Source organism: Massilia rubra, assembly GCF_011682065.1.
Lineage (GTDB): Bacteria > Pseudomonadota > Gammaproteobacteria > Burkholderiales > Burkholderiaceae_D > Telluria_A > Telluria_A rubra.
In genome coordinates this window covers 45,824-68,598 of record NZ_VUYU01000019.1, presented here as the reverse complement: position 1 = coordinate 68,598, position 22,775 = coordinate 45,824, and the positions used below count along the sequence as shown (strand labels likewise).

16 protein-coding genes are annotated in these 22,775 nt (G+C 65.7%); 9 read left to right on the top strand and 7 right to left on the bottom strand.

What is annotated here, in order from left to right; all coding sequences use genetic code 11:
* Positions 1-21: 21 nt before the first annotated feature.
* From F0185_RS24035 to F0185_RS24010, 6 genes are read right to left on the bottom strand one after another with little or no spacing between them, the layout of a single operon-like run.
* On the bottom strand, positions 22-963 hold the full coding sequence (locus F0185_RS24035; protein ID WP_167228723.1) for a DUF4132 domain-containing protein: 942 nt from the start codon (positions 961-963) through the stop codon (positions 22-24).
* Entirely contained in the window at positions 854-3,451 is a 2,598-nt protein-coding gene (locus F0185_RS24030) for a hypothetical protein (RefSeq protein ID WP_167228721.1), read from the bottom strand. The genes F0185_RS24035 and F0185_RS24030 overlap by 110 nt, the downstream gene beginning before the upstream one ends.
* 15 nt (positions 3,452-3,466) lie before the next feature.
* On the bottom strand, positions 3,467-7,099 hold the full coding sequence (locus F0185_RS24025) for a DUF4132 domain-containing protein (protein WP_167228719.1): 3,633 nt from the start codon (positions 7,097-7,099) through the stop codon (positions 3,467-3,469).
* Between the two features lie 51 nt (positions 7,100-7,150).
* On the bottom strand, positions 7,151-10,585 hold the full coding sequence (locus F0185_RS24020; RefSeq protein WP_167228718.1) for a DUF4132 domain-containing protein: 3,435 nt from the start codon (positions 10,583-10,585) through the stop codon (positions 7,151-7,153).
* A gap of 24 nt (positions 10,586-10,609) precedes the next feature.
* Positions 10,610-11,719: a DUF4132 domain-containing protein gene (locus F0185_RS24015; RefSeq protein ID WP_167228716.1), complete on the bottom strand. Its 1,110-nt coding sequence runs from the start codon at positions 11,717-11,719 to the stop codon at positions 10,610-10,612.
* Positions 11,710-15,396 carry a WGR and DUF4132 domain-containing protein gene (locus tag F0185_RS24010; RefSeq protein WP_167228714.1) on the bottom strand — a complete coding sequence of 1,229 codons (3,687 nt, stop codon included), beginning with the start codon at positions 15,394-15,396 and terminating at the stop codon, positions 11,710-11,712. The genes F0185_RS24015 and F0185_RS24010 overlap by 10 nt, the downstream gene beginning before the upstream one ends.
* Positions 15,397-15,585: 189 nt before the next feature.
* On the opposite strand from F0185_RS24010, the gene F0185_RS24005 reads away from it, so the two are divergent.
* A complete protein-coding gene (locus F0185_RS24005) occupies positions 15,586-16,311 on the top strand; it encodes a tetratricopeptide repeat protein (RefSeq protein WP_167228712.1) in 726 nt (241 codons plus the stop codon).
* A gap of 34 nt (positions 16,312-16,345) precedes the next feature.
* Here the strand turns inward: F0185_RS24005 and lexA are convergent, their stop codons facing one another.
* Positions 16,346-16,981, bottom strand: coding sequence for a transcriptional repressor LexA (lexA, locus tag F0185_RS24000; RefSeq protein ID WP_166891669.1), 636 nt, complete (start codon positions 16,979-16,981; stop codon positions 16,346-16,348).
* 231 nt (positions 16,982-17,212) lie between these two features.
* On the opposite strand from lexA, the gene F0185_RS23995 reads away from it, so the two are divergent.
* The 8 genes from F0185_RS23995 (at position 17,213) to F0185_RS23960 (ending at position 22,752) form a co-directional block, all read left to right on the top strand.
* Positions 17,213-17,659 carry a DUF29 domain-containing protein gene (locus tag F0185_RS23995; RefSeq protein WP_167228710.1) on the top strand — a complete coding sequence of 149 codons (447 nt, stop codon included), beginning with the start codon at positions 17,213-17,215 and terminating at the stop codon, positions 17,657-17,659.
* A 289-nt stretch (positions 17,660-17,948) separates the two neighbouring features.
* On the top strand, positions 17,949-18,353 hold the full coding sequence (gene rpsF / locus F0185_RS23990; protein WP_166891664.1) for a 30S ribosomal protein S6: 405 nt from the start codon (positions 17,949-17,951) through the stop codon (positions 18,351-18,353).
* 40 nt (positions 18,354-18,393) lie between these two features.
* The gene (priB, locus tag F0185_RS23985; protein WP_167228708.1) at positions 18,394-18,687 is read left to right on the top strand and encodes a primosomal replication protein N; all 294 of its coding nucleotides are present in this window, start codon (positions 18,394-18,396) and stop codon (positions 18,685-18,687) included.
* 34 nt (positions 18,688-18,721) lie between these two features.
* Positions 18,722-19,012, top strand: coding sequence for a 30S ribosomal protein S18 (gene rpsR, locus F0185_RS23980; RefSeq protein WP_008450941.1), 291 nt, complete (start codon positions 18,722-18,724; stop codon positions 19,010-19,012).
* A gap of 26 nt (positions 19,013-19,038) precedes the next feature.
* The gene (gene rplI, locus F0185_RS23975; RefSeq protein ID WP_166891657.1) at positions 19,039-19,491 is read left to right on the top strand and encodes a 50S ribosomal protein L9; all 453 of its coding nucleotides are present in this window, start codon (positions 19,039-19,041) and stop codon (positions 19,489-19,491) included.
* A gap of 141 nt (positions 19,492-19,632) precedes the next feature.
* Entirely contained in the window at positions 19,633-21,018 is a 1,386-nt protein-coding gene (locus F0185_RS23970; RefSeq protein ID WP_166891655.1) for a replicative DNA helicase, read from the top strand.
* An 85-nt stretch (positions 21,019-21,103) separates the two neighbouring features.
* On the top strand, positions 21,104-21,730 hold the full coding sequence (locus tag F0185_RS23965; RefSeq protein ID WP_054263945.1) for a DUF47 domain-containing protein: 627 nt from the start codon (positions 21,104-21,106) through the stop codon (positions 21,728-21,730).
* 11 nt (positions 21,731-21,741) lie between these two features.
* Complete coding sequence (locus F0185_RS23960; RefSeq protein WP_167228706.1) at positions 21,742-22,752, top strand: inorganic phosphate transporter; 1,011 nt, start codon at positions 21,742-21,744, stop codon at positions 22,750-22,752.
* Positions 22,753-22,775: the final 23 nt, after the last annotated feature.

Genomic DNA, 22,775 nt, shown 5'->3' with positions numbered 1-22,775 from the left:
TGGATTTCTGCCGGCGCCGTTTCAGACGCACAGTTGTTGCAGGTCGCGTATCAGTTCACTGGCGACGACCGGATCGGGCGCCGCCAGCGGTGCGCCCTGCGTGCCGGGGCCGGTGAGCAGCACCTGCTTCAAGGTTTGTTCGGGATGCTGGTCGACCATTGCGGCCATGAAGCCCGGTTCGAAGGTCAGTTCGGCCAGCAAGCCGCCCGCCATGGCCTTGCTGGCGTCGCGCACGTAGCTGCGCTCTTGCGTGCGGCCGCGCCGCCAGCTTCGCTTGGTCAGGCCGATCAGGTGCCCGGTCGGCACCACCACGCCGTCCCAGCGCAGCAAACGGCCCGATGCCAGTTCGGCCGTGCTCAGCGCGTACGTATCGCGGCCCATCTGCTGAAACGGCTGCACCAGCTCATAGTCGCCAAACAGATCGCCGAAGGCCGCCGTGTCGCTGGCCGACATCTCCACCGCATGCGCGATGCCGATGCGGATATCGTCGCCTTGCGCCAGCACGTACGCGTCGTCGGCGCCGTCGGTGACACAGCCATCCTGGCCGACCCGGAAGCAGCTTTCCAGCCGGCCGTCGCGATACACGCCCCAGACAAGGCGCCGTACCAGATGGCGCACCAGCGCATGGCCAGCCAGGCAGGCCAGGAAGATCTCGGGCGTCCAGCGCCGCTGTGTGCACATTGCCATCTCCAGCCGCTGCACCTGGTGCGAGGCGATGCCGCGCACGTCTTTCTTGAGTGTCTTGTAGCGCTCCGTGGCGGCGCGCGCGAGGTCGGCGTCGTCGCCTTGCCGGGGTTTGGGCAGGTCGGCCAGCGGCGCGCCGTCCTGGTCGCGCACATATGGCTTGAGCGCTTCATCGAAGCCGACCAGGAACTGGCGCGGGCCGAAGTCGAGCAGCAGGGTGCCTTGCTCGTCGAGACCGAGTTCTGGCGTCAGGCGGTCTTCCAGTTCGTCGGCGGTCATGTTGCGCGCCGCCGCGACCTGCGTTATCGCCTCGCGCGCCTTTTCGCGCAGGCTCGCCGTGCCGCCGCGTTGCGCGATCGCGCTCAGTAGCATCATGGCGGTCTCGGTGCCGATTGCGGCCAGCACATCGAGGCCGTATCCGGCCCGCGCATGCAAGCCTTCGCCGGGCCAGTCGCGGATCATCGGCGCCAGCTTGCGCGCCAGGTTGTCGTCGCCGAGCACCGCCGATGGCGGCAAAGGCCCAGTTTTCCTTTGGGTTGCCGAAATCGAGCTCCCAGGCGCCGAACAGGTCCCATGCAAACGCGGCCAGCGAGGCCGGCGTGCAGGCCTGCCGCACCTGGGTGATGCCGGCGTAGACCCGCACGCCCTGGGGAAAGCGCAGCATGTCGCCGAGCAGGTCGAGCGCATGGTCGGACAGCGCCTTGCCGTTGCTGGCAAGGCGCGGACGGGTAAACGTGTCGACTCGCCAGAACGCGGGAGCGACGGGGATTTTTGCCGGGACCATCTCGAGCGGGTCCTGGTCCAGCAGCGCGCGCAGGGCGGCGCTTACCGCCGCCTGCTGGTAGCGCCCCGCCACCTGCATCAGCAGGGCGTCGTGGCCGGCCGCCGCCAGCATGCGCAAGACGTCGGCCGCCTGGTCGCAGCCGGCGCCCGGCTTGCCGAGGGCGGGCGCGATCAGGCCGCAGGCGGCATGTTCGGGATATGCCAGCAACCAGCGGCGCGCGGTGGCGCGTACTTCTTTCGCTTTCAGGATCACGTAGGCGCGCGCCATGGGCGCGGCCAGTTCGACGGCGGCGATGTGCCGCATGTAGCCAAGGTCGGTGCCCGGGCGCCGTTCGCACATCGTGACATAACCGGGCAGGCCGTGCAGGCCAAGCGTGGCCACAGCGTAGCCGGGCGATTCGATCTTATTCCCGGCCAGCGCGTTCCACACCGCCGCGTTATACGGCGCCGGCAGGTCGATAAAGGCGTGCACGCAGCTTCCCACGGCGCTGTTGCCCGGCCTCGCATACGCCTCCCACACCGCAAGCACTCCTGCCATGTCGCCCACGGCGGCGGCTTGAGCTGCGTCGCGTGGCACCGTGAACGCATCGCCGAAAACAGTAGGCACGCCGTCGCGATCTTCCTGGCGCATCTGCTCGCGTTCCTGGTCGCTCCAGTGTGCGGACGGCGCCAGTGCGAGCGGTTCCAGCGACAGCGCCTTTGCCTTCTTGCGTGTTTTCAACCAGGGCGGATTGACCAGCACCGGCGGCAGATCGGCGACGTCGGCGATCTCGCCGGCGCTGGCGATCCTGGCCATGATCGTGTCCAACAGCGCCGCCGCAGACTCCGATAGCCATGGCTTGAATGCCGGCAGGGCGTCGAGATGGGCCGCCACCAGACCGGCAAGGAGATCACGCAGCGTGAGCGGCATGTAGCGTTCCGGTGCGCTCAGCTCGGCCAATGCGGCCAGTGCGGCGTACGGCCAGCGCCGCACCGCCATGGTGAGCAATTCGAGCGCCCTGCCGCTGTCGCTCGCAAGCACCCGGCGCGCCAGGATCTCCACCGCGTCGGGTGTGCCGATCCAGGTCAGGCCCTCGGCAGCGAGATCGATCTGTACCCCGCTGCGCAGCAGCGCCACGGCCTCGGCCCCCAGCTCCAGCACCACCGCCGCCACGGCGGCGGGGACCTCGTAAAATCCATTCGTGCCTTCGTGCGGATTGCCCGATTCGAGCGCCTGCATGCGCACGGATGCACTGGCGGTGGTGTTGAGCCACGAGTCGTTCGAGCGCAGCACGAAGCCGCGCGCGCGCACCATTGCATCCGACACGTCGGGCAGGTCCGGCAGCAGGGCGCCCAGCAGCGCCTGGCGCTGTTCGGGCATGCGCGGCACCGCCTCGCGCAGCGTCTGCGCGCATTGCTCCCAGAGTGCCGGGGCGGCGTGACTGAGGTGAGCGCGCAGCGCCAGTTCAGTCGGGGAGAACAAAAGCGGATGCTGCGAAAACTGCAAGTCGCGGTCGGCCGCGATGTGCCATGTGAGCACGCCGTCCGTATATGTGCGCTTGATCCTCATCTTTTCCAGGCAGGTCAGCAGCACATCGAGTGCGTAGGGCAGTCCTTTTTCCGCCACCAAAAAATCGACGAAGGGCGCGCCTTCCGATGCGTCCAGCTTATCGTAAAACAAGGTGGAAACCGCAAGCAGGATCGCGTCGGACATCGGTGTGCCAGCGCGCACGCCTTGCGCAATGCGCCCGGTGGCCTCGATCACGCCATCCTGGAACGGCGCGTCGGACCTGACGGCGTCCAGCGCTCTTTCGTTGCGCGCATGGCTGAGGAACAGCTTCCACGCCTGATCGGCATCGGTGCGCGGCGGCGCACCGGGGAAACGGCGCGAGGAAAGGGCGATTGCAGCCATCGCCGCCGGCACATCGACCAACGGCCCGCAGGAAAGCCAGGGCGCGGTGTCGCCCGAGTTCGAAACGTCATCGCTCAATTCAAATTGCCGCATCATCTGTCCTTCAATTCACATCGCACGCGCGCCTTCGGCGGCGCATAACCATTCCATATCCCTGATCAACTCACTGAGCATGACCGCATCGAGCGAGGACAGCGCCACGCTGCCGCCCATGCGGCCCGACCCGTCGCCGTGCCGCACCACCAGTTGCTCTAGCCTTTGTTCCGCGCTTTCGTTAGCCATGCCCGCAATGATACCCGGCGAAATGCTTAGTTCGGCAATGTAAGCACCGCCGAGCATCTTGGTAAATTCACCGATCGCGCCGCCGTCCCATGCTTGCCCGCGCCGCCAGCCCTGGTTGACCAGGCCAAGCACGCTGCCCGTCGGTACGATTTTGCGCCAGCGCTCCAGGGCGTGCAGGCCCTCGTCATCGGCGTCCAGCCGGTATGTGTCGCGCCCGAGCTGCGCGAACGGCTGCAGCAGCTGGTAGTCGGCGAGCAGCTGGCCGAAGGCGGCGGCCATGGCCGCCGGCAGGTCCACCGGATGCGGGATGCCGACCAGCGTGTCGTCGCCGTCCTGCAGCGTAAAACTGTCGTCGCTGGCGTCGCTGAAGGCGCCGTCCACGTCGACCCGGAAGCAGGCCAGCAAAGCGCCGTCGGCGCCATACACGCCCCACACCAGGCGCTGCACCAGATGGCGCAGCAGTGGGTGGCCGGCCAGGAAATCGAGGAATACCCGGCGCGGCCAGCGGCGCTGGGCGCACATCGCGCTCTCCAAGCGCCGCACCTGCTGCGCGGCGAGGGTGCGCGCGTCTTTCTTGAGCTGTTTGTAGCGCTCAACCGCCGCCGCCGACAGATCGGGATCGTCATTCTGCTTCGGTTTGGGCAGGTCGGCCAGGCGCGCGCCGCGCTCGTCGCGCACGAAAGGCTTGAGTGCTTCATCGAAGCCGACCCGGAACTGGCGCGGCCCGAAGTCGAGCAGCAGCGTACCGCGGTCATCGAGGCCCAGGTCGGGCGCGAGGCGGTCTTCCAGTTCCTCGGCGCTCAAGCCGCGGACCTCGGCAATGGCGGCGATCTTTTCCTGCGCGCGGTCCTGCAAGGCCTTGAACTGGAGCTTTTGCGCGATGCCGTTGAGATGCAGCAGGGCCGCATCGGTGCCGATCATTGCCAGGATGTCCAGCCCGGCGACGGCGCGCGTGTGCAGTTTTTCTCCGGGCCAGGCGCGCAGCAACGGCGTGAGCTTGCGCGCGCTATCGTCGTTGCCGAGCAGGCCAAGCGCATAAAAGGCCCAGTCCTCCTTCGGTTTGGCGCCGTCCTCGATCCAGGCGCGGAAAAGCTCCCACGCAAAGTCGGCCAGCGAGGCCGGGGTGCAGGCCTGTTTGAGCTCGGTCACGCCGGCGTACACGCCGTCGCTGTGCGGAAAACGCAGCATGATGCCGATCGCATTGAGCGCCGCGTCGGGCAAGGCCTTGCCGCTGCCGGCCAACAGGGGGCGGGTCCAGACCAGCGGTGTCCAGAACGGCGGCAGTTTGCCGATTTTTGGGGGATACAGCCGCAGTGCGCTTTCATCGAGCATGGCGCCCAATGCCTCGCCCACCGCATCCTGCCCATAGCGGCTGGCGACGGTCGTCACCAATGCGCGCTGGCCGTTGGCGGCCACCAGGCGCAGGGCGCGCCGCGCGTGGTCGCGGTCCGGGCCGGGCTGGCCCAGGGCGACGGCGATCAGGCCGCAGGCGGCGTGTTCGGGAAAGCGCAGCAGCCAGGCGCGCGCCGTAGCGATCAGAGCGCGCCCCTTGAGCGTGGCGTAGGTGCGCGCCACCGGCAGCGCCAGTTCGACGGCGCCGAAGTACTGCGCATAGCCTATGTGCTGGCCCGGGGTGCGGATGCAGGTCTCGACCAGTCCTGGCAGGGCGGCCAGGCCGAGCGTGGCGATGGCCTGTCCGGGGTGGTCCATGCCCATGGCGGCCAGCGCGTTCCACACCCTGGCATTGACCGGTGCGGGCAGTGCGAGGATCTCCAGCGTGCGTCCCTGGAACGCGCGCTCCGGCAGCAGGCAGTCGACCCAGCGCGCCAGGCTGCCGTCGGTATCGGCCGCCGCTACCGCGTCCACCGCATGCGCCAGTGCCTCCGGCGAAGTGCTCGTGTAACCGAGAAAACTGCGCCATTCATCACGCAACCGCTGGCGTTCTTCCTCGCTCCAGGTTTCGACCGGCGCCAGCGGCAAGGGCGCCAGCGCGAACGGCGGCGCTTCCTTGCGTGCGGGCGCGTGCCATGGCGGGTCGACCAGGACCGTCGGCAGTTCGCTCGCGTCGGCGCAGTCGCGCGCAGTGATGAACTGCGCGGCGGCCACCGACAGCACTTTCCATGCCGGCGCGGGCAGCAGCGCCTTCAAGCCGCTAACGCGGCTGGCATGGACCGGCATGATGCTGGCCAGCACTTGGCGTGCGCGGGCGGGGCCGCAGTGGTCCTTCGCGATCAGTTGGCTCAGCACCGTCATGGCCACTTCCGGCCAGCGCTGGCCGGCGGCGCACAGTTGCGTGAACGGTGTCTGGCCCTGGCCGCAGCCCAGTGCCAGCACGGTCATCGATTGTGCCGTGCCGATGCACGCCAGCCCGTTGGCCGCCGCTTCCTTGTCGACGCCATCCTGGAGCGCCTCCAAGGCGCCGTCCCCGCGATCCTGGATCGCGCAGGCCACGGCGGTGAGCGACTCGTGAAAAGGTCCCATCGGCCGATACGGCCACGCGCGCAGCGCCTCGAGCGCCTCGGGCGCGGTGGCGTACACCATCAGCCAGGCATCGTTGGCGGACCAGTACATGGACTGGTTATCCCGATACGGCGGCAACATCAGGGCGATTTCGTTGGCCAGCTCGGGTACATCCGGCAGCAGCGCCGCCAGCAAGGGGCGGCGGCGCCTGTCCAGGCCTTGCGCGGCGTGGCGCGCCATCTCGACGCATTGTTCCCAGACGTCTTGCGACGCATGCGCGAGGTGGGTGCGCAGGGCCAGTTCGGTATCGCCGAAAAACTCATCGTCGTAGGTGTCGGGATCGTGAATCTGGTAGAAGCCCTTGCCGTCAATGCTATCGTACGAGATGACAAAGCGCTGCCTGCGCAGCACGATCCCCATGGCGTACAGCAGGCCCTTGTCGGCCACCAGTACGTCGATGAACGCATTGTCGCGCGCGAGCCCGGCTCGGGCCGCGATAACGCTTTCGGTCGCCAGTAATATAGCGTCGGATGCTTCCGAGCCGCGCCGCCCGCCATTGGCAATACGCTCGATGGCTTCGTTGACGGCGGCGAAGTAAATCGACCCCGTCGATCGCGGACGCAGCTCGCAGTGCTGGCGCACGCGTTCCAGGTACAGATTCCATCTGGCGTCGGCATCCGCACTCGGCGGCGGTCCGGGATGACTGCGCGAGGGCAGGGCGTGCGCGGCCAGTTCCGGCGACAGGATGGCCGGCCCGGCGGCACTGGCCACTGTCGGCGCGCTCGCCGCCACTGCCAGCACCTCGCCGGCTGCGATTTCGGCATAGCCCTTGGCGGTTTTTTCGCGGATCAGCTTTTCCATCGCGGTGCCGGCCATGGCCTCGTCGGCGTAGTTTTTGCACTGGCGCTGGCCGGCGCTCCCGATTTTTCCGAAGCAGATATGAAGATCGTTGCCTCCCTGGTCGACTTGCCAGAATTTGCTCGAAACGTCATCACTCAATTCAAATCGCCGCATCATGTGTCCTGAAAGTTTACTGGTGTCCGCGCCGGCTCAGGCGCACAGATTGTGCATGTCGCGTATCAGCTCACTGGCCGTCACCGGATCGAGCGAGGACAGCGCCACCGGCTGGCCGATGCAGCCCCAGTTGTCGCCTCGCCCGACCCGCACCTCGCCCAGGGTCTGCTGCGGATATTCGCCGGTGAGCCCGGCGATCAGGCCCGGCGTGATGTGCAGTTCGGCCAGGTGCTCCCCATCGAGCGCCTTGGTGAAGGTGCGGATGGCGCCGCCGTCGCGCACCGGGCCCCGGCGCCAGCCCTTGTTCACCAAGCCCATGACGAGTCCGCTCGGCACCACCGTGCCGTCCCAGCGCGCCAGGGCCTCCTGGCCCGCTTCGGCGTCGCCCAACCGGTGCGTGTCGCGGCCGATCTGCGCGAACGGTTGCAGCAGTTCGTAGTCGGCGAACAGGCGCGCGAAGGCGTCGGCGTCGGCGGCGGGCAGGTCGAGCGCGTGCACGATGCCGATCTTGCCCGCGTCGTGGGGCGGCAGGTCGACAGCGTCGTCGTTCGCCGTGGTGAACGTGCCGTCCGGCGCGACCCGGAAGCACGCCAGCAGCGCATCGCCTGCGACGCTGTAGACGCCCCAGACCAGGCGCTGGACCAGGTGGCGCAGCAGCGGGTGGTGGGCCAGGAAGTCGACGAAGACCTGGCGTTGCCAGCGCCGCTGCGCGCACATCGCTATTTCCAGCCGCAGCACTTGCTGCGCGGCGATCGTGCGCGCATCCTTCTTGAGCAGCGTGTAGCGTTTATGGGCCGCCGCCGCCAAGGCCGGGTCGTCGGTCTTTTTCGGCTTGGGCAGGTCCGGCAGGCGCGTGCCACCGGTATCGCGCACCCATGGCTTGAGTGTTTCGTCGAAGCCGACGCGGAACTGGCGCGGGCCGAAGTCGAGCAGCAGCACGCCCTGTTCGTCGAGGTCCAGGTCGGGCGCGAGGCGGTCTTCCAGTTCCTCGGCGCTCAAGCCGCGCGCGTCGGCGATGACGGCGATCTTTTCGCGGGCGCGCTCCTGCAAGGCCTTGAACTTGACTTTTTGCGCGATCCCGTTGAGCAGCATCAGGGCGGTATCGCTGCCGATCAGGGCCAGCACGTCCAGGCCGGCGATGGCGCGCGCGCTGAGTTGTTGGCCGGGCCAGGCGCGCAGCAGGGGCGTGAGCCTGCGCGCGCTGTCGTCGTTGCCGATCAGGCCGAGCGCGAAAAAGGCCCAGTTTTCCTTCGGCTGCGCGCCGTCTTCGACCCATGCGCGGAACAGCTCCCACGCAAAATCGGCCAGCGAGTCCGGCGTGCACGCTTCTTTGAGCACGGCCACGCCCGCATAGACGCCGTCGGCATGCGGAAAGCGCAGCATGGCGCCGATGGTGTCGAGCGTGGCGTCGGGCAGCGCCTTGCCGTTGCTTGCCAGCAGAGGGCGGGTCCACAGTTGCGGCGTCCAGAACGACGGCAGGCTGGCGATTTTTGCCGGGTGCAGGTCGAGCGGATCTTCGTCGAGCATGGCGCCCATGGCGCTGGTCACGGCTGCCTTGCCGTAGCGGCTGGCCACGTCGAGCAGCAGCGCGCGATGGCCGGCCGCATCGAGCAGGCGCAGTGCGCCACGCGCCTGGTTACGCGCAGCGCCTGGCTTGCCGAGCGCCGCCGCAATCAGTCCGCAGGCGGCGTGTTCCGGATTGGACAGCAGCCATTTGCCGGCGCTTGCACGCAGTTCTTTGCGTTTCAGGGTGGCCCATACGCGCGCCACCGGCGCGGCCAATTCGACGGCGGCGAAGTGGTGTGCGTACGCCAGGTCCTGCGCCGGGCGCCGCTCGACCATGCTCACCAGGCCAGGCAGCCCTTCCAGCCCAAGTACCGCAATCGCGTAGCCGGGAAGGTTGACCTCGACCTGAGCCACCGCGTTCCAGACCTGCGCGTTGAGCGGCGCAGGCAAGTCGGCGATCATGCGCGCGGCGTCGTCCAGGTGCCTGCCGCCGGCAAGGCAGGCCAGCCAGGCGGCGATGATGGTGGTCGCGTCGGCGTCGGCGCTGGCCCCGGCCGGCACCAGCGGGTCCGGCTCGCTCTTGTATGACATGACGGTGTAGCGTGCTTGCTTGCGCAATTGGGCACGTTCCTGCTCGCTCCAGCGCATGGCCGGCGCCAGCGGCAAAGACGCCAGCGCCAGCGCCGGCGCGGCTTTCTTCGCCGCCGTGGTCCATGGTGGATTGGCCAGGATGCGTGGCAGGTCGCACGCGTCTGCGATATCGCGCACGCTGAGATAGTGCGCGGCGGCGTCGGACAGCACTTTCCATGCGCGCGGCGAAAGCCACGGTTGGTACGCCGCCACCCCTGTGGCATGCTGCTTGACCAGCGCGGCCAGGAAGCGGCGCGCGCGCGCCGGCCCGCAATGGTCCCTGGCGATCAATTCGCTCAGCACCGCAATCGCCGCCTGTGGCCAGCGCGCGGCGGCCAGCGCGAAACGCGCGCACTGCGCCTCGCCGTGGTCGCACGCCTGCGCCAGTATGGTCAGCGACTCGGTGGTGCCGATGCAGGCCAGCGCCGTGGCGGCTGCCTCTTCATGCATGGCCCCGAGTCTCAAGGCCTCGACCGCGTCGACGCCGCGATCGCGCACGATCGTCACGAGCGCTTGTCGCGAGCGGCAGAAGCCGAAATCGGCGTCGTGGCAGGTGCGGCGCCACTGGCGGATCGCTTTCCTCGCTTCGGGCGAGCCGCAATAGGCAAGCAGCCATCCGTATTGGGCCAGCCAGTCCAGTCCATAGTAGCTTGGCGGCGGCTGCAGCGTCAGTGCGATGGCGTCGGCAATCTGCGGTGCATCGGGCAGCAAGGCCGCCAGCAGCGGACGGCGACAGGTGTAGAGACGCTCTGTCGCCGCGAGGCTGAGGCGCACGCATTCTTCCCAGACGTCGTCAGGCGCGAGCGCCAGGTAGCTGCGCAGCGTCAGCTCGGTCGGGTCGTACGTGTCGTTACACAGGAAGCCGCGCTGGTCGGATGCGGCGCGCACGCCATAGCCAGCCCTGGTCATCTCGATGGCGGTGCCTTCCATGCCGATCAGTGCTTCAAGCGCATGCGGCAGGCCCCGGTCGGCGACCAGTACGTCGATCAGGGAGGCGCCATCGATGAGCGGAAGATAGGGGAAGTTCAGATGACGCTCGACCGCGAGCAGCACCGCGTCACAGGCCGGCGAGCCGCGCCGTTCACCGTTGGCGATGCGCGCCGCCGCCTCGCGCACCAGCTGTTGGTCGTCCGAGCCAGCCGGGTCGAGCACGCAGTGGCGGCGCGCCGCAGGGATGAAGCGGTCCCAGATGGCGTCGGTATCGGGGTGTGGCGCCGGCCCGGGAAAGCGGCGCGAGGGCAGCGCTTCAGCCGCCAGTGCGGCGGGAATGTCGACCAACGGGCCGACGTCGAGCCACGGCGCGACGGCGCCGCTTGTGTCAGATTGTCGCATCATGTGCCTTGTGTGCCTGGTGTTCGTTCATGCGCATACGCGCGCCATGTCGCCAATCAGCTCACTGACGACCGCCGCGTCGAGCGACGACAAGGGCGCGCTGTTGCGCATGCCCGCCTCGCCGGGCCGCCAGATCACCACCGAGCAGAGGGTTTGCTGTGCGTTCTCGCCTGGCATGCCGGCCGGGATACCAGGCTCGAAGCCCAGGACCGCCGCATAGCCGCCGCCGAGGTCCCTGGCAATTTCCCGCAGCACGCCACCATCTTGCATCGGGCCGCGCCGCCAGCCCTGCTCGAGCAGGCCGAGCAGGCTCCCGGTCGGCACCACCTCACCGTACCAGCAACCGAGCGCGTGGAGCTTCTCTTCGCCGTCGTCCAGGAGGTGCGTGTCGCGCCCGATCTGCACAAACGGCTGCAGCAGTTCATAGTCTGCGAACAGCCGGGCGAAGGCGGCGACGTCGGCTGGCGCCAGGTGCAGCGCCAGTTCGTTGGCCAGTTCCGGCGCATCGGGCAGCAGCGCGGCCAGCAGCGGGCGGGTGCTGGCATGCAGTTCCTTTGCCGCGTCGCGCGCCATGCGGACGCATTGTTCCCAGATCTGTTGCGGGGCGTGCGCCAGGTGGGCACGCAGCGCCAGGTCGGTGATGCCATAGGGCTGGCGGGCGCCGTCGCTGTTGGCGTGCACTTCATAGCCGTTTTTATCGGGGCCGGCAGCCGGTTCGAGGCATAGGCGCTGCGCCCGGAGCATGATGTCGAAGGCATACGGCAGACCTTTGTCCGCCACCAGCACGTCGAGAAAAGGACAGCCTTCGGACGCCGGCCGCCTTTTTTCGTTAATTTTTTCCATCGCCAGCAGGACCGCATCGGTTTCCGGCGTGCCAAGCTGCCTGCGCTTGGCGAGGCGCTCGATGGTGTCGATCACGGCCGGCTGGTGCGCGCAATCGCCGCCCGCTTGCAGTGTGCAGTTTTCGCGCATCCGGGTCAGGAACAGCACCCATCGCTCCCTGCTGGTCGCGCAAAACGGTGGACCGGGGTAGCGGCGCGAGGGCAGGGCGTGCGCGGCCAGTTCGGGCGGCATGTCGGCCAGCGCGCCGGCCGCTAGCCACGGCGCGATGGAATCGGACGGCGGTATCACGCGCATAATTGCTCCATTACCCGGATAAATTCGCTGACATCGATCGGGTCGAGCGCGGACAGGCGCGCGTCCTCCTCGACGCGGTAGTGTTCGAGGACCAGCCTGACCAGCGTCTGTACTTCGTCACCGTGGATGAAGCCTGCCGTCAGGCCCGGCGCGATGTGCAGGTGCGCCAGCTTGCCCCGACCGAACCACCTTGAAAATTCGACCGTTTCGCCGCCGCTGCCGATGTTGCGGTGCCAGCCCCGCTCGACCAGGCCAAGCAGGCGTCCGGTGCTGACCACGGCGCCGTCCCAGCGCGCCAGCGCCTGGCCGTCGCGCTCGGCCTGCGTGAGCGTGTGCGTGTCGCGCGCGAGTTGGGCAAACGGCTGCAGCAGTTCGTAGTCGGCGAACAGCTGGGCGAAGGCGGCCAGGACGGCCGGGTCGAATTCGAGCGGGTGCGGGATGCCGATCCGGATAGCGTCGCCCGGCGCCAGTGCAAAGGCGTCGTCCGCATGGTCGGTGTAGCCGCCGTCGGGCGCGACGCGAAAGCTGGCCAGCAGCTTGCCGTCGCCGTCGTACGCGCCCCACACCAGGCGCTGCACCAGATAGCGCAGCAGCGGGTGGCCTGCCAGGAAGTCACGGAAGGCTTGCGCCGTCCAGCGCCGCCGCCCGCACATTGCCTGTTCCAGGCGCAGCACCTGCTGGGCTGCGATGCTGCGCGCATCCTTCTTGAGCAGCTTGTAGCGCGCCACGGCGGCCGCCGCCAGCTCGGCGTCGTCGGTCTTTTTCGGCTTGGGCAGCTCGTCCAGGCGCGCGCCCTGCGCATCGCGCAGGCAGGGCTTGAGCGCCTCGTCGAAGACGACGCGGAACTGGCGCGGGCCGAAGTCGAGCTGCATTTCGCCATGTTCGTCCAGGTCCAGGTCGGGCACCAGGCGGTCTTCCAGTTCCTCGGTGCTCAGTTCGAGCGATGCGGCGATCTCGCTGATCTTGTCGTATGCGTGGTACCGCAGTGCGTTGAACTTGACCTTTTGGGCGATCCCGTGCAGGAGCATCAGGGCGGTGTCGCTGCCGATCATGGCCAGCACGTCCAGGCCCACCACGGCGCGCGCGTTGAGGCTTTCGCCGGGCCAGGCGCGCACCAGCGGCGCGAGCATGCGCGCGCTGTTGTCGTTGCCAAGCATGCCGAGCGCGTAAAACGCCCAGTTTTCCTTGGTATCGCCGCCCCGTTCGACCCAGGCGCGGAAAAGCTCCCAGGCGAAATCGGCCAGCGAGTCCGGCGTGCAGGCCTGTTTGAGCTGGGTCACGCCGGCGTAAATGCGGTCGGTGTGGGGGAAGCGCAGCATGGCGCCGATGATGTCGAGCGCCGTGTCGGGCAGCGCCTTGCCGTTGCTGGACAAGAGAGGGCGGGTCCATCCGAGCGGGTCCCAAAACGATGGCAACTTGCCGATCTTGGACGGATGCAGCGTGAGCGGATCTTCATCGAGCATGGCGCGCATGGCGTCGGTGACGGCGGCGTCGCCATAGCGGGCGGCGACGTCCATCAGCACGCCGTCATGGCCGGCGCCGGCCAGCATGCGCAGGGCCTGGCGCGCCTGCTCGCGCGGCGCGCCCGCTTCGCCCAGGGCGGCGGCGGCCAGGCCACAGGCGGCATGTTCCGGATTGCGCAGCAGCCAGTTGCGCGCGCTGGCGATCATCTTTTTCGGCTTGGGCATGGCGTAGGCACGCGCCACCGGCGCTGCCAGTTCGACCGCGCCGAAGTGCAGCGCGTAGGCCAGGTTATCGACCGGCTGCTGTGCGACCAGGAGCACCAGGGCGGGCAAGCCGGCCAGGCCCGTGGCGGCGATGGCGCAGGCCGGGTGGTTGATGTCGGTGGTGGCCAGCGCGTTCCAGACCTGGGCGTTCAGTGGCGCCGGCAGCGCCGCGATCAGGCGCGCGCCTTGTTCCGGCGGATGGTAGGAGCCGGTGCTGGCGTGCCATGCCGCGATCAGCGCATCGGCGTCGCCGGCCGCGATGGCGGCGTCGGCGAACGGCGTGGCCGGGCCGTGGTAGTGAACGTGGCGGGTCTCCTTGCCCAGTTGTTCGCGCTGCTGCGCGCTCCATCGTTCTACCGGCGCCAGGGGCATCGGGGCCAGCGCCAGCGCGGCTGCGTGGGTCGACTTTTTCGATGGGTTTTTCCAGGGCGGGTTGACCAGCACCGGCGGCAGGTCGGCCGCGTCGGCGATGTCCGGCACGGCCAGGTAGCGCGCGGCGGCGTTCGACAGTACCTTCCACGCACCTGCCGACAGCCACGGCTTGAACGCCGGGACCATGTGGGCGCTGGTGGCGAGTACCTGGGCCAGCGCGCAGCGTGCGAAATGCGGTCCGCACCCGTCCCTGGCAATCAGTTCGCTCAACACGGCCATCGCCGCTTGCGGCCAGCGCGCGGCCGCAGCGTCAAAACGCGCGGACGAATACGACTTGCCCAGTGTTTCAAGCGCCAGCGCCGTCATCGCTTCGTACGTGCCGATGCAACTGAGCGCGTCGGAGGCTTCCTTGTAGATGGCATGCGGGGCCAGGAGCGCGACCGCGCCGGCGCCACGGTCGCGCACCACCGTGGCCGCGTGCCTGGCCGAGCTGCCGATGTGGTACTCACCGCAGCTTGCCGCCTTGGGCCAGCGGCGCAACGCCTTGAGGGCGGCGTCCGAGCTGGCGTAGGCCTTGAACCACTCGTATTGTTCGAACCAGGGTGCGGGTGGCTGGCCTTCCGGCGACTGCGTGCCCAGGGTCAGTTCGTTGGCCAGGTCCGGCGCATCGGGCAGCAGGATGGCCAGCAGGGGACGGCGCCAGTCGGGCAGCGATGGTGCGGCCTGCCGCATCGACCGCACGCACTCGTTCCAGTCCTCCTCGCGCGCCTGCGCCAGGTGCTCACGCAACAGCATGTCGACCTCGCGGTAGCCGCCGTTTAGCCAGCTGTAGCCGCTATTGTCCACGTCGGCGCTGATGGCGTACGCCAGGCCGGAGGGATCGCGCTCCTGGTCGAGGACCATTCCCAGCCGCTGCAGATACACGGCGACGGCGTAGGGCAAGCCCCGGTCGCTCACCAGGAAGTCGGTGAAGGCGCTGGTGTGCACCTCGTCGTAGCCGGAACCGGTTTTCGCTTCCAGCAGCATCATGATGGCGTCCGACATGGGCGAACCGCGCCGCCGGTCGTGGGCGATGCGCTCGATGGTTTCGCTCACGGCAGCGCGGTACACGGGATCGGAGAGCTCCGCACTGAATGTGCAATCGCGGGTGACCAGCTTGAAGTCGTTCCAGCATGCGCCGGCGTCGATGGCGCGCGCTATGCCGGGAAACCGGCGCGACGGCATTGCCAGCGCCGCCAGTTCGGGCGAGATGTCGACCAGCGGCTCGACCGCCAGCCAGGGCGCCACACCGCCTGGCACGGCGATGCGGAGCGGGGCGGGCGGGGCAGCGGGGGCGGGCGGCGCCGGAGGCGCAGCTGCCAGCGGCGGCGCGGCGCCGGTTTCAGCATAGCCCTTGCCGGTTTTTTCGCGTATCAGTTTGTCGATTGCCGCCACCGCCGTCGCGTGGTCCGGATGGGTCTTGGTTTGCCCTTGTCCCGCCGTGCCCACCTTGCCGTAGCGGACATGGACATCGCAGCCATCCTGCCCGACTTCCCAGAATTTGTTGGACGCGCCTTCGCAGCATTCGAAACGTCGCATTGGGCGTCCTAAGCGAGCTTGAAGGGAAGGGGGAACCGGTTGCCGGCGCGCACCGCGCACTTGTTTCGCTTGCTCATAAGTAATGATAAATGTTGTAAAAAATGATACTTTACGGCAAAGCGGTGCCCCTGTCGAGCCGCGCCAATCCGGTTATGATGCGAATCCGGACATCCCATCGTGAGACATGCAATGAAGAAAACCCTGTTTTGCCTGGCATTGATGCTGGGCGGCGTGGCGCAAGCGGACGAGCTGGCCGACGCCAACGCCCTGTTCGCGAAAAAGTCCTATCCGCAAGCGTTGCAGCTCTACACCAAACTGGCTAATGCCGGCAATGCCGAAGCTCAATTGCATATGGGCGAAATGTATTTTTACGGCGAGGCAGGGACGGTGGACCTGGCCAAGGCCGAAGCCTGGTTCAAGAAATCGGCGGCCAAGGGCAACAAGACCGCCGCCGGCTCGCTCGAGATGATCAAAAAGCGCGACACGCGGCGCGCCGAGCTCGATTACTGGATATCCAAATACGATGGCGCCGAGCTCAGCGCAGGGCAGTTCCGCTGTCCGGCGCCGCGCATTCCGGCCATGTCGAAGCAGAATGACGACATCGAGAGCGTGTCGGCCAAGGTCGCCGCCTGGCAGGATTGCTACAACGCCTTCGTGCGCAACCTGAACGACGCGAGCCCGCTGACCAAGCGCATTCCCAAGGACATCGCCGACCTCTTGACCAAGGACGAAGCCGAGCAGTCGCGCCTGCACCTGGAAGGCGTGTATGCCGGCATCGCCGAAAACGCCAAGGTCTCGGCCAAGCTGGTGCTGGCCGACTTCGGCGCCTGGCGCAGCGCCACCGACGCCTATATCAAGGAACACAACCGCATCGTGACCGATGCGGCCGCAACCGCGCCGCGCAAGGGCGATTGAACCGGGCGGGCGCAGCCAGGCTGCGCCCGCGCCCTCAGTTCCAGCTGCGCATCAAGCCCACCGCCAGGCCCTCGAGCGCGAAATCGTCGCTTGCCGGATCGACGTGGATGACCTTGAAGTCCGGGTTTTCCGGCAGCAGTTCGATCAGCGAGCCGGTCTTTTTGTAGCGCTTGACGGTGACGTCGTCACCGATGCGGGCCACCACGATCTGGCCATTCTTGGCGCTGTCGACCTTTTTGACGGCCAGCAAGTCCCCATCCATGATGCCGGCGTCGCGCATCGACCAGCCGCGCACCTTGAGCAGGAAATCGGGCCGCGACGAAAACATCGCCGGGTCCACGCTGTAGGTCGCTTCCACATGTTCCTGCGCCAGGATGGGCGAACCGGCGGCCACGCGCCCGACCAGCGGCAGCGACATGAGCAGGTTCGGCGGCGGCATGGGAATGGCGTCGACGCTGGCGCCGATCAGGCGGATGCCGCGCGAGGTGCCCGGCGAAATTTCGATGGCGCCCTTGCGCGCGAGCGCCTGCAGGTGCTCTTCGGCCGCGTTGGCCGACTTGAAGCCCAGTTCATTGGCGATCTCGGCACGGGTCGGAGGAAAGCCCGTGTTCTCGATCGCATCCTTGATCAGGTTGAGGATTTGTTCTTGCCGTGGTGTGAGCTTGATCATCGATGTGCGGGACTGTGTATATGGACAGACTGTATTTTTGTACAGTATTTCGCGCAATGCAAGGGTTAATTAGCGGAACGGGGAATTATTTGCGACAGGGGCTGTCCAACATCGAGAAGAGGACGCCCCTTGCGGTGCGAAGCAAGGACGTAAAAGCGCAGGGTGACGGCGCAGCAATTGTTCGGCAAGGTGCTTGGCGCCGTAGCGCGACAACGATCGAGGAGTGATGTCATGGACCGTCTCATGGTGCCACCTGTTGAATATGAGGACGACTTCGTACTGTGGGTCGAGCAGCAGGCGAGTTTGTTAAGTGCAAGGCAGTTCGATCAGCTTGACGTTCATCATCTGATAGAGGAGCTGAGAGCCATGGTGGGACATCATCGCAGGGAGCTGGGAAGTCGCCTGGAAGTGCTGATGATGCATCTACTTAAATGCCAGTTCCAGCCCAGCCACAAGTCGCCCAGTTGGCTCAATACGATCGACCACCAGCGTGGCCAGATCGACGAGCTCGTGCGCGAAAGTCCGAGCCTGGTTCCGACCATCGCACACGTGGCCCAGCAACGCTATGCGCGGGCCAGGCGCATGGCCGCCAGGGAAACCGGTCTATCCAGAAACGGATTTCCATCGGCTTTACCCTATAGCGTGCAACAATTGCTCGACGACGACTTCGTGCCGTGACGGGACGGGTCCGCCTGCCTGCGATGCGTGGGGATCATGCCAAGGGCGCCACGGCGGACCAGCCCGGCGTAGGAGCGTTGTCGACGTCGCTGCTCGCGCTGCAGGCGTGAGCGTCGCTGCCCGGTATTTATCTGTGAGAAAGCGACCGCCGTGCCCGTCGCATGATGGTCCAGGGCAATCGAAGTGTTGCTTGTTGTCCAAATTGACGCTATAATCGCCGGCTTTCCCTTCCCACACTCGTCTTGACGCCGAGGTGGGCATTTGTTTAAACGTCCCTAAGGAGTTATGCATGCGTCATTATGAAATCGTTTTTATCGTCCACCCGGACCAAAGCGAGCAAGTCCCGGCGATGATCGAACGCTACAAAGCCAGCGTAACCACGCGCGGCGGTTCGGTTCACCGTGTTGAAGACTGGGGCCGTCGTCAGATGGCTTACTCGATCCAGAAGCTGCCAAAAGCGCACTACATCTGCCTGAACATCGAATGCGACAACGAGACCCTCGTGGAACTCGAAACCGCGTTCAAATTCAATGATGCCGTGCTGCGTCACCTCACCGTTAAGATGAAGAAGGCTGAAACCACGCCGTCGCCGATGATGAAATCGGTACAACGTGAAGACGCAGCCAAGAGCCACCGCACTGAAGCGCCTGCTCCTGCAGCCGCGCCAGCGCCAGCTCCAGCCGCAGCAGCGTAATTGTTGACAAGACTCCCTGAACGCGAATGACCTCACCTCGGTGAATCAACTCCAGTTCGTAGCCCAGATTTGCGAGCGCGACGTATTGCGCTACACCCCGGCCGGCGTGCCCATCGTGACCGCCACCCTGATGCACAGTTCGCAGCAGATGGAAGCAGGGGTTGCCAGGTTGGTCGAATTCGAAATCACCGCGCTTGCCGCGGGCGAGATTTCGGGACGATTCAGCCAGGCCGAATTGGGCGCCGTTCATCAGTTCACGGGATTTTTGGCCAAGAAGAACCGCAGCAGCAAAAGCCTGGTGTTTCACATCATTGATTTCTGTGCCGCCGCCTGAGGCGTCAGCACATTTTTAGATACAGGAGCCTCAAATGGCATTCGGTAAAAAATTCGACAAGAACAAGCTCAAGCTTAAAGAAAAGCGCAAACAACAGAACCCACTGTTCAAGCGTAAGAAATTCTGCCGCTTCACCGCAGCAAACGTTGAACAGGTCGACTACAAAGACGTAGACACCCTGAAAGACTTCGTCCAGGAAAACGGCAAGATCATGCCAGCACGCCTGACCGGTACCAAAGCGCACTACCAGCGCCAGGTTGACACCGCAATCAAGCGCGCCCGCTATCTCGCGCTGCTGCCATACACCGATCTGCACCACGCTTAATCGCTGCGGATAAACTGGAGAACTCTATGCAAATCATTCTGTTGGAAAAAGTTGTTAACGTCGGCAACCTGGGCGATGTTGTTAAAGTCAAAGACGGTTACGCACGTAACTTCCTGATCCCGCAACGCATGGCTCGCCGTGCTACCGCATCGGCCGTCGCTGAATTCGAAGTCAAGCGCGCCGAACTGGAAAAAGCAGCAGCTGCCAAGCTGGCCGCTTCCCAGGCCCAAGGCGACAAGCTGGGCGGCATGACCATCTCGATCGCTCAAAAAGCGGGCGTCGATGGCCGTCTGTTCGGTTCGGTCACCAATTTCGACATCGCTGAAGCGCTGACGAAAGCGGGCTTCGCTGTAGAAAAATCGCAAGTACGCATGCCTACCGGCCCGCTGAAAACGACTGGCGAACACGCTGTTGCAGTCGCTCTGCACACCGACGTCGTGGCCGAGATCACGATCGCTGTTGTTGGCGAAGCTGCTTAAGTAGCGCATGTCACACTGTTGCATTGCAGGCATCATGCTTGCAATGCAACTACGAAAAAGCCGGGTCTTCCCGGCTTTTTTTACGTCCAAATCTCCCCAATTATGTCAGCCAGTTGACCCGAAGCAGGTATAATTCGCGCCATGAACGCACCATCCGATCCGCAGCTCGACGCACTCCGCATCCCGCCCCATTCCATCGAAGCAGAACAATCTGTGATCGGTGGTTTGCTGCGCGATAACGCCGCGTTCGACCGCATTGCCGACATGATGCATGCGGACGACTTCTATCGCTACGATCACCGCATCATCTTCGAGCAGATCGTTAAACTCATCAACCAGTCGAAACCGGCCGACGTGATCACCGTGTTCGAGGCGCTCAGCAACATCGCCAAGGCCGAAGATGTGGGCGGCCTGCAGTACCTGAACGCGATGGCGCAGAACACGCCGTCGGCGGCCAACATCCGGCGCTACGCCGAAATCGTGCGCGACCGCGGCGTGCTGCGCAAACTGATCACCGTGGCCGACGAAATCTCGGGCAATGCGTTCAACCCGCAGGGCAAGGAAGTCAAGCAGATGCTCGACGAAGCCGAGTCCAAGATTTTCGCCATCGCCGAACAGGGCGCGCGCGGCTCGCAGGGCTGGATCGCGGTGCAGCCGCTGCTCACCCAGGTGGTCGAGCGCATCGATGAACTCTACAGCCGCGACAACCAGAGCGAAATCACCGGCGTGCCGACCGGCTTCATTGACCTCGACCGCATGACCTCCGGCCTGCAGCCGGGCGACCTGGTGATCGTGGCCGGCCGTCCGTCGATGGGCAAGACCGCGTTCTCGGTCAACATCGGCGAGAACGTCGCCATCGAAGCGGGCCTGCCAGTCGCGATCTTCTCGATGGAGATGGGCGGCACCCAGCTGGCCATGCGTATGCTTGGCTCGGTCGGCCAGCTCGACCAGCACCGCCTGCGCACCGGCCGCCTGAACGACGAAGACTGGCCGCGCCTGACGCACGCGATTCAAAAGATGAACGACGCCCAGTTGTACATCGACGAGACCCCGGCATTGAACCCGATCGAGCTGCGCGCACGCTCGCGCCGCCTGTCGCGCCAGTGCGGCAAGCTTGGCCTGATCATCATCGACTACATCCAGCTCATGACAGGCAGCCAGCCGGGCGACAACCGCGCCTCCGAGATTTCGGAGATTTCGCGTAGCCTGAAAGGGCTGGCCAAGGAACTGCACTGTCCCGTGATCGCCCTGTCCCAGCTGAACCGCTCGCTGGAACAACGCCCCAACAAACGCCCCATCATGTCCGACTTGCGCGAATCGGGCGCTATCGAGCAGGATGCCGACGTCATCATCTTCCTGTATCGCGATGAGGTCTACAACCCGGACTCGCCCGACAAGGGCACCGCGGAGATCATCATCGGCAAGCAGCGTAACGGTCCGATCGGCTCGATCCGCCTGACCTGGATCGGCCAGTACACCAAGTTCGGTAACTACAGCGGTAACCTGGCGGTCTACCAGGGCGACTAACCCATAACGGCGCCGCCACGAGCGGCGTCCTTCAGCAGTATCACGCAGTATCAATCACGCTTTAACGCGCTTTAACGGAGAAACCATGTTTGGACGCCTGATGCCCACCGAGGGCAAGTTTTTTGAGCTCTTCAACCAGCACGCTGCACTATGCGTGAAGGGCGCGCATGAAATGGTTGGCCTGATGACCAACTTCGACGACCTCGAAAACCGCGTCCACGCGATCGAAAGCATCGAAAAGCAAGCCGACAAGATCACCTACGCCACGGTCGACATGCTGCACAAGACTTTCATCACCCCGATCGACCGCGACGACATCCATAAGCTGATCACGCGCATGGACGATATCCTCGACCTGATGGAAGACGCGGCGCAGACGGTGTCGCTGTACGACCTCAAGGCGGTGACCCCGGAAGCGAAGCGCCTGGCCGAACTGTGCCTGGCCTGCTGCCAGAAAGTCGAACAAGCCGTCGGCCTGCTGCACAACATGGACAACTCGCAAAAGATCGTCGCCATCTGCGAAGAGATCGACCGCCTCGAGTCCGACGCCGACCATGTGATGCGCGCCGCCATGTCGAAACTGTTCCGCGATGAACCGGACGTGCGTAACCTGATCAAGCTCAAGGCGATCTACGAGATCCTCGAAACCGTGACCGACCGCTGCGAGGATGTTGCCAACATCATCGAAGGCATCATCGTCGAAAACGCGTAAGCGGCGCCAGCATGGAACATATCCAAATCAGCATTTACGTGCTCGGCATGTTGATCGCCCTGGCGCTGCTGTTCGACTTCATGAACGGCTTCCACGACGCGGCCAACGCGATTGCCACGGTCGTCTCGACGGGCGTGCTCAAGCCGCAGACCGCGGTCGCCATGGCCGCCGTGTTCAACTTCATCGCCATCGGCGTGGTGGGCGTGCACGTCGCCGCCACCCTGAGCAAGGGCACCATCGATCCCAAGGTGGTGGACCAGTACATCATCTTCGGGGCCCTGGTCGGGGCCATCATCTGGAACCTGATTACCTGGTACTACGGCATTCCATCGTCGTCCTCGCACGCGCTGATCGGCGGCCTGGTGGGCGCGGCGGTGGCCAAGTCCGGCACCGGCGCCCTGATCGGCAGCGGCTTGCTCAAGACCGTCATCTTCATCGTGGTCGCGCCCTTGCTCGGCTTTGCGCTGGGCTCGATCATCATGCTGATCGTGGCCTGGGTGTTCGTCAAGTCGACCCCGCGCAAGGTCGATACCTGGTTCCGCCGCGCGCAGTTGTTCTCGGCGGCCGCGTACAGCCTGGGCCACGGCGGCAACGACGCGCAAAAAACCATGGGCATCATCTGGATGCTGCTCATCGCCAGCGGTTACTGCAACCCGGCCGACACCACCCCGCCAAGCTGGGTGATCATTTCGTGCTACGCGGCGATCAGCTTCGGCACCTTGTTCGGCGGCTGGCGCATCGTCAAGACCATGGGCCAGAAGATCACCAAGCTCAAACCGGTGGGCGGCTTTTGCGCCGAAACCGGCGGCGCGATCACCTTGATCATGTCGAGTTTTTTCGGTATTCCGGTATCGACCACGCACACCATCACCGGCGCCATCGTCGGCGTGGGGGCGTCGCAGAAGATGTCGGCGGTGCGCTGGGGCGTGGCCGGCAATATCGTGTGGGCCTGGATTTTCACGATTCCGGCGTCGGCCTTCATGGCGGCGGTGGCATGGTGGATCGGTACCCACATCATGTAAGGGGCACGCGCCCCGGCAAGCAA

Bases quoted from the DNA above. Each gene is read 5' to 3' on its own strand.
- F0185_RS24035 (WP_167228723.1), bottom strand. From the start codon at position 963: ATGACCGCCGACGAACTGGAAGACCGCCTGACGCCAGAACTCGGTCTC.
- F0185_RS24030 (WP_167228721.1), bottom strand. From the start codon at position 3,451: ATGCGGCAATTTGAATTGAGCGATGACGTTTCGAACTCGGGCGACACC.
- F0185_RS24020 (WP_167228718.1), bottom strand. From the start codon at position 10,585: ATGATGCGACAATCTGACACAAGCGGCGCCGTCGCGCCGTGGCTCGAC.
- F0185_RS24015 (WP_167228716.1), bottom strand. From the start codon at position 11,719: ATGCGCGTGATACCGCCGTCCGATTCCATCGCGCCGTGGCTAGCGGCC.
- F0185_RS24010 (WP_167228714.1), bottom strand. From the start codon at position 15,396: ATGCGACGTTTCGAATGCTGCGAAGGCGCGTCCAACAAATTCTGGGAA.
- F0185_RS24005 (WP_167228712.1), top strand. From the start codon at position 15,586: ATGAAGAAAACCCTGTTTTGCCTGGCATTGATGCTGGGCGGCGTGGCG.
- lexA (WP_166891669.1), bottom strand. From the start codon at position 16,981: ATGATCAAGCTCACACCACGGCAAGAACAAATCCTCAACCTGATCAAG.
- F0185_RS23995 (WP_167228710.1), top strand. From the start codon at position 17,213: ATGGACCGTCTCATGGTGCCACCTGTTGAATATGAGGACGACTTCGTA.
- rpsF (WP_166891664.1), top strand. From the start codon at position 17,949: ATGCGTCATTATGAAATCGTTTTTATCGTCCACCCGGACCAAAGCGAG.
- rpsR (WP_008450941.1), top strand. From the start codon at position 18,722: ATGGCATTCGGTAAAAAATTCGACAAGAACAAGCTCAAGCTTAAAGAA.
- rplI (WP_166891657.1), top strand. From the start codon at position 19,039: ATGCAAATCATTCTGTTGGAAAAAGTTGTTAACGTCGGCAACCTGGGC.
- F0185_RS23970 (WP_166891655.1), top strand. From the start codon at position 19,633: ATGAACGCACCATCCGATCCGCAGCTCGACGCACTCCGCATCCCGCCC.
- F0185_RS23965 (WP_054263945.1), top strand. From the start codon at position 21,104: ATGTTTGGACGCCTGATGCCCACCGAGGGCAAGTTTTTTGAGCTCTTC.
- F0185_RS23960 (WP_167228706.1), top strand. From the start codon at position 21,742: ATGGAACATATCCAAATCAGCATTTACGTGCTCGGCATGTTGATCGCC.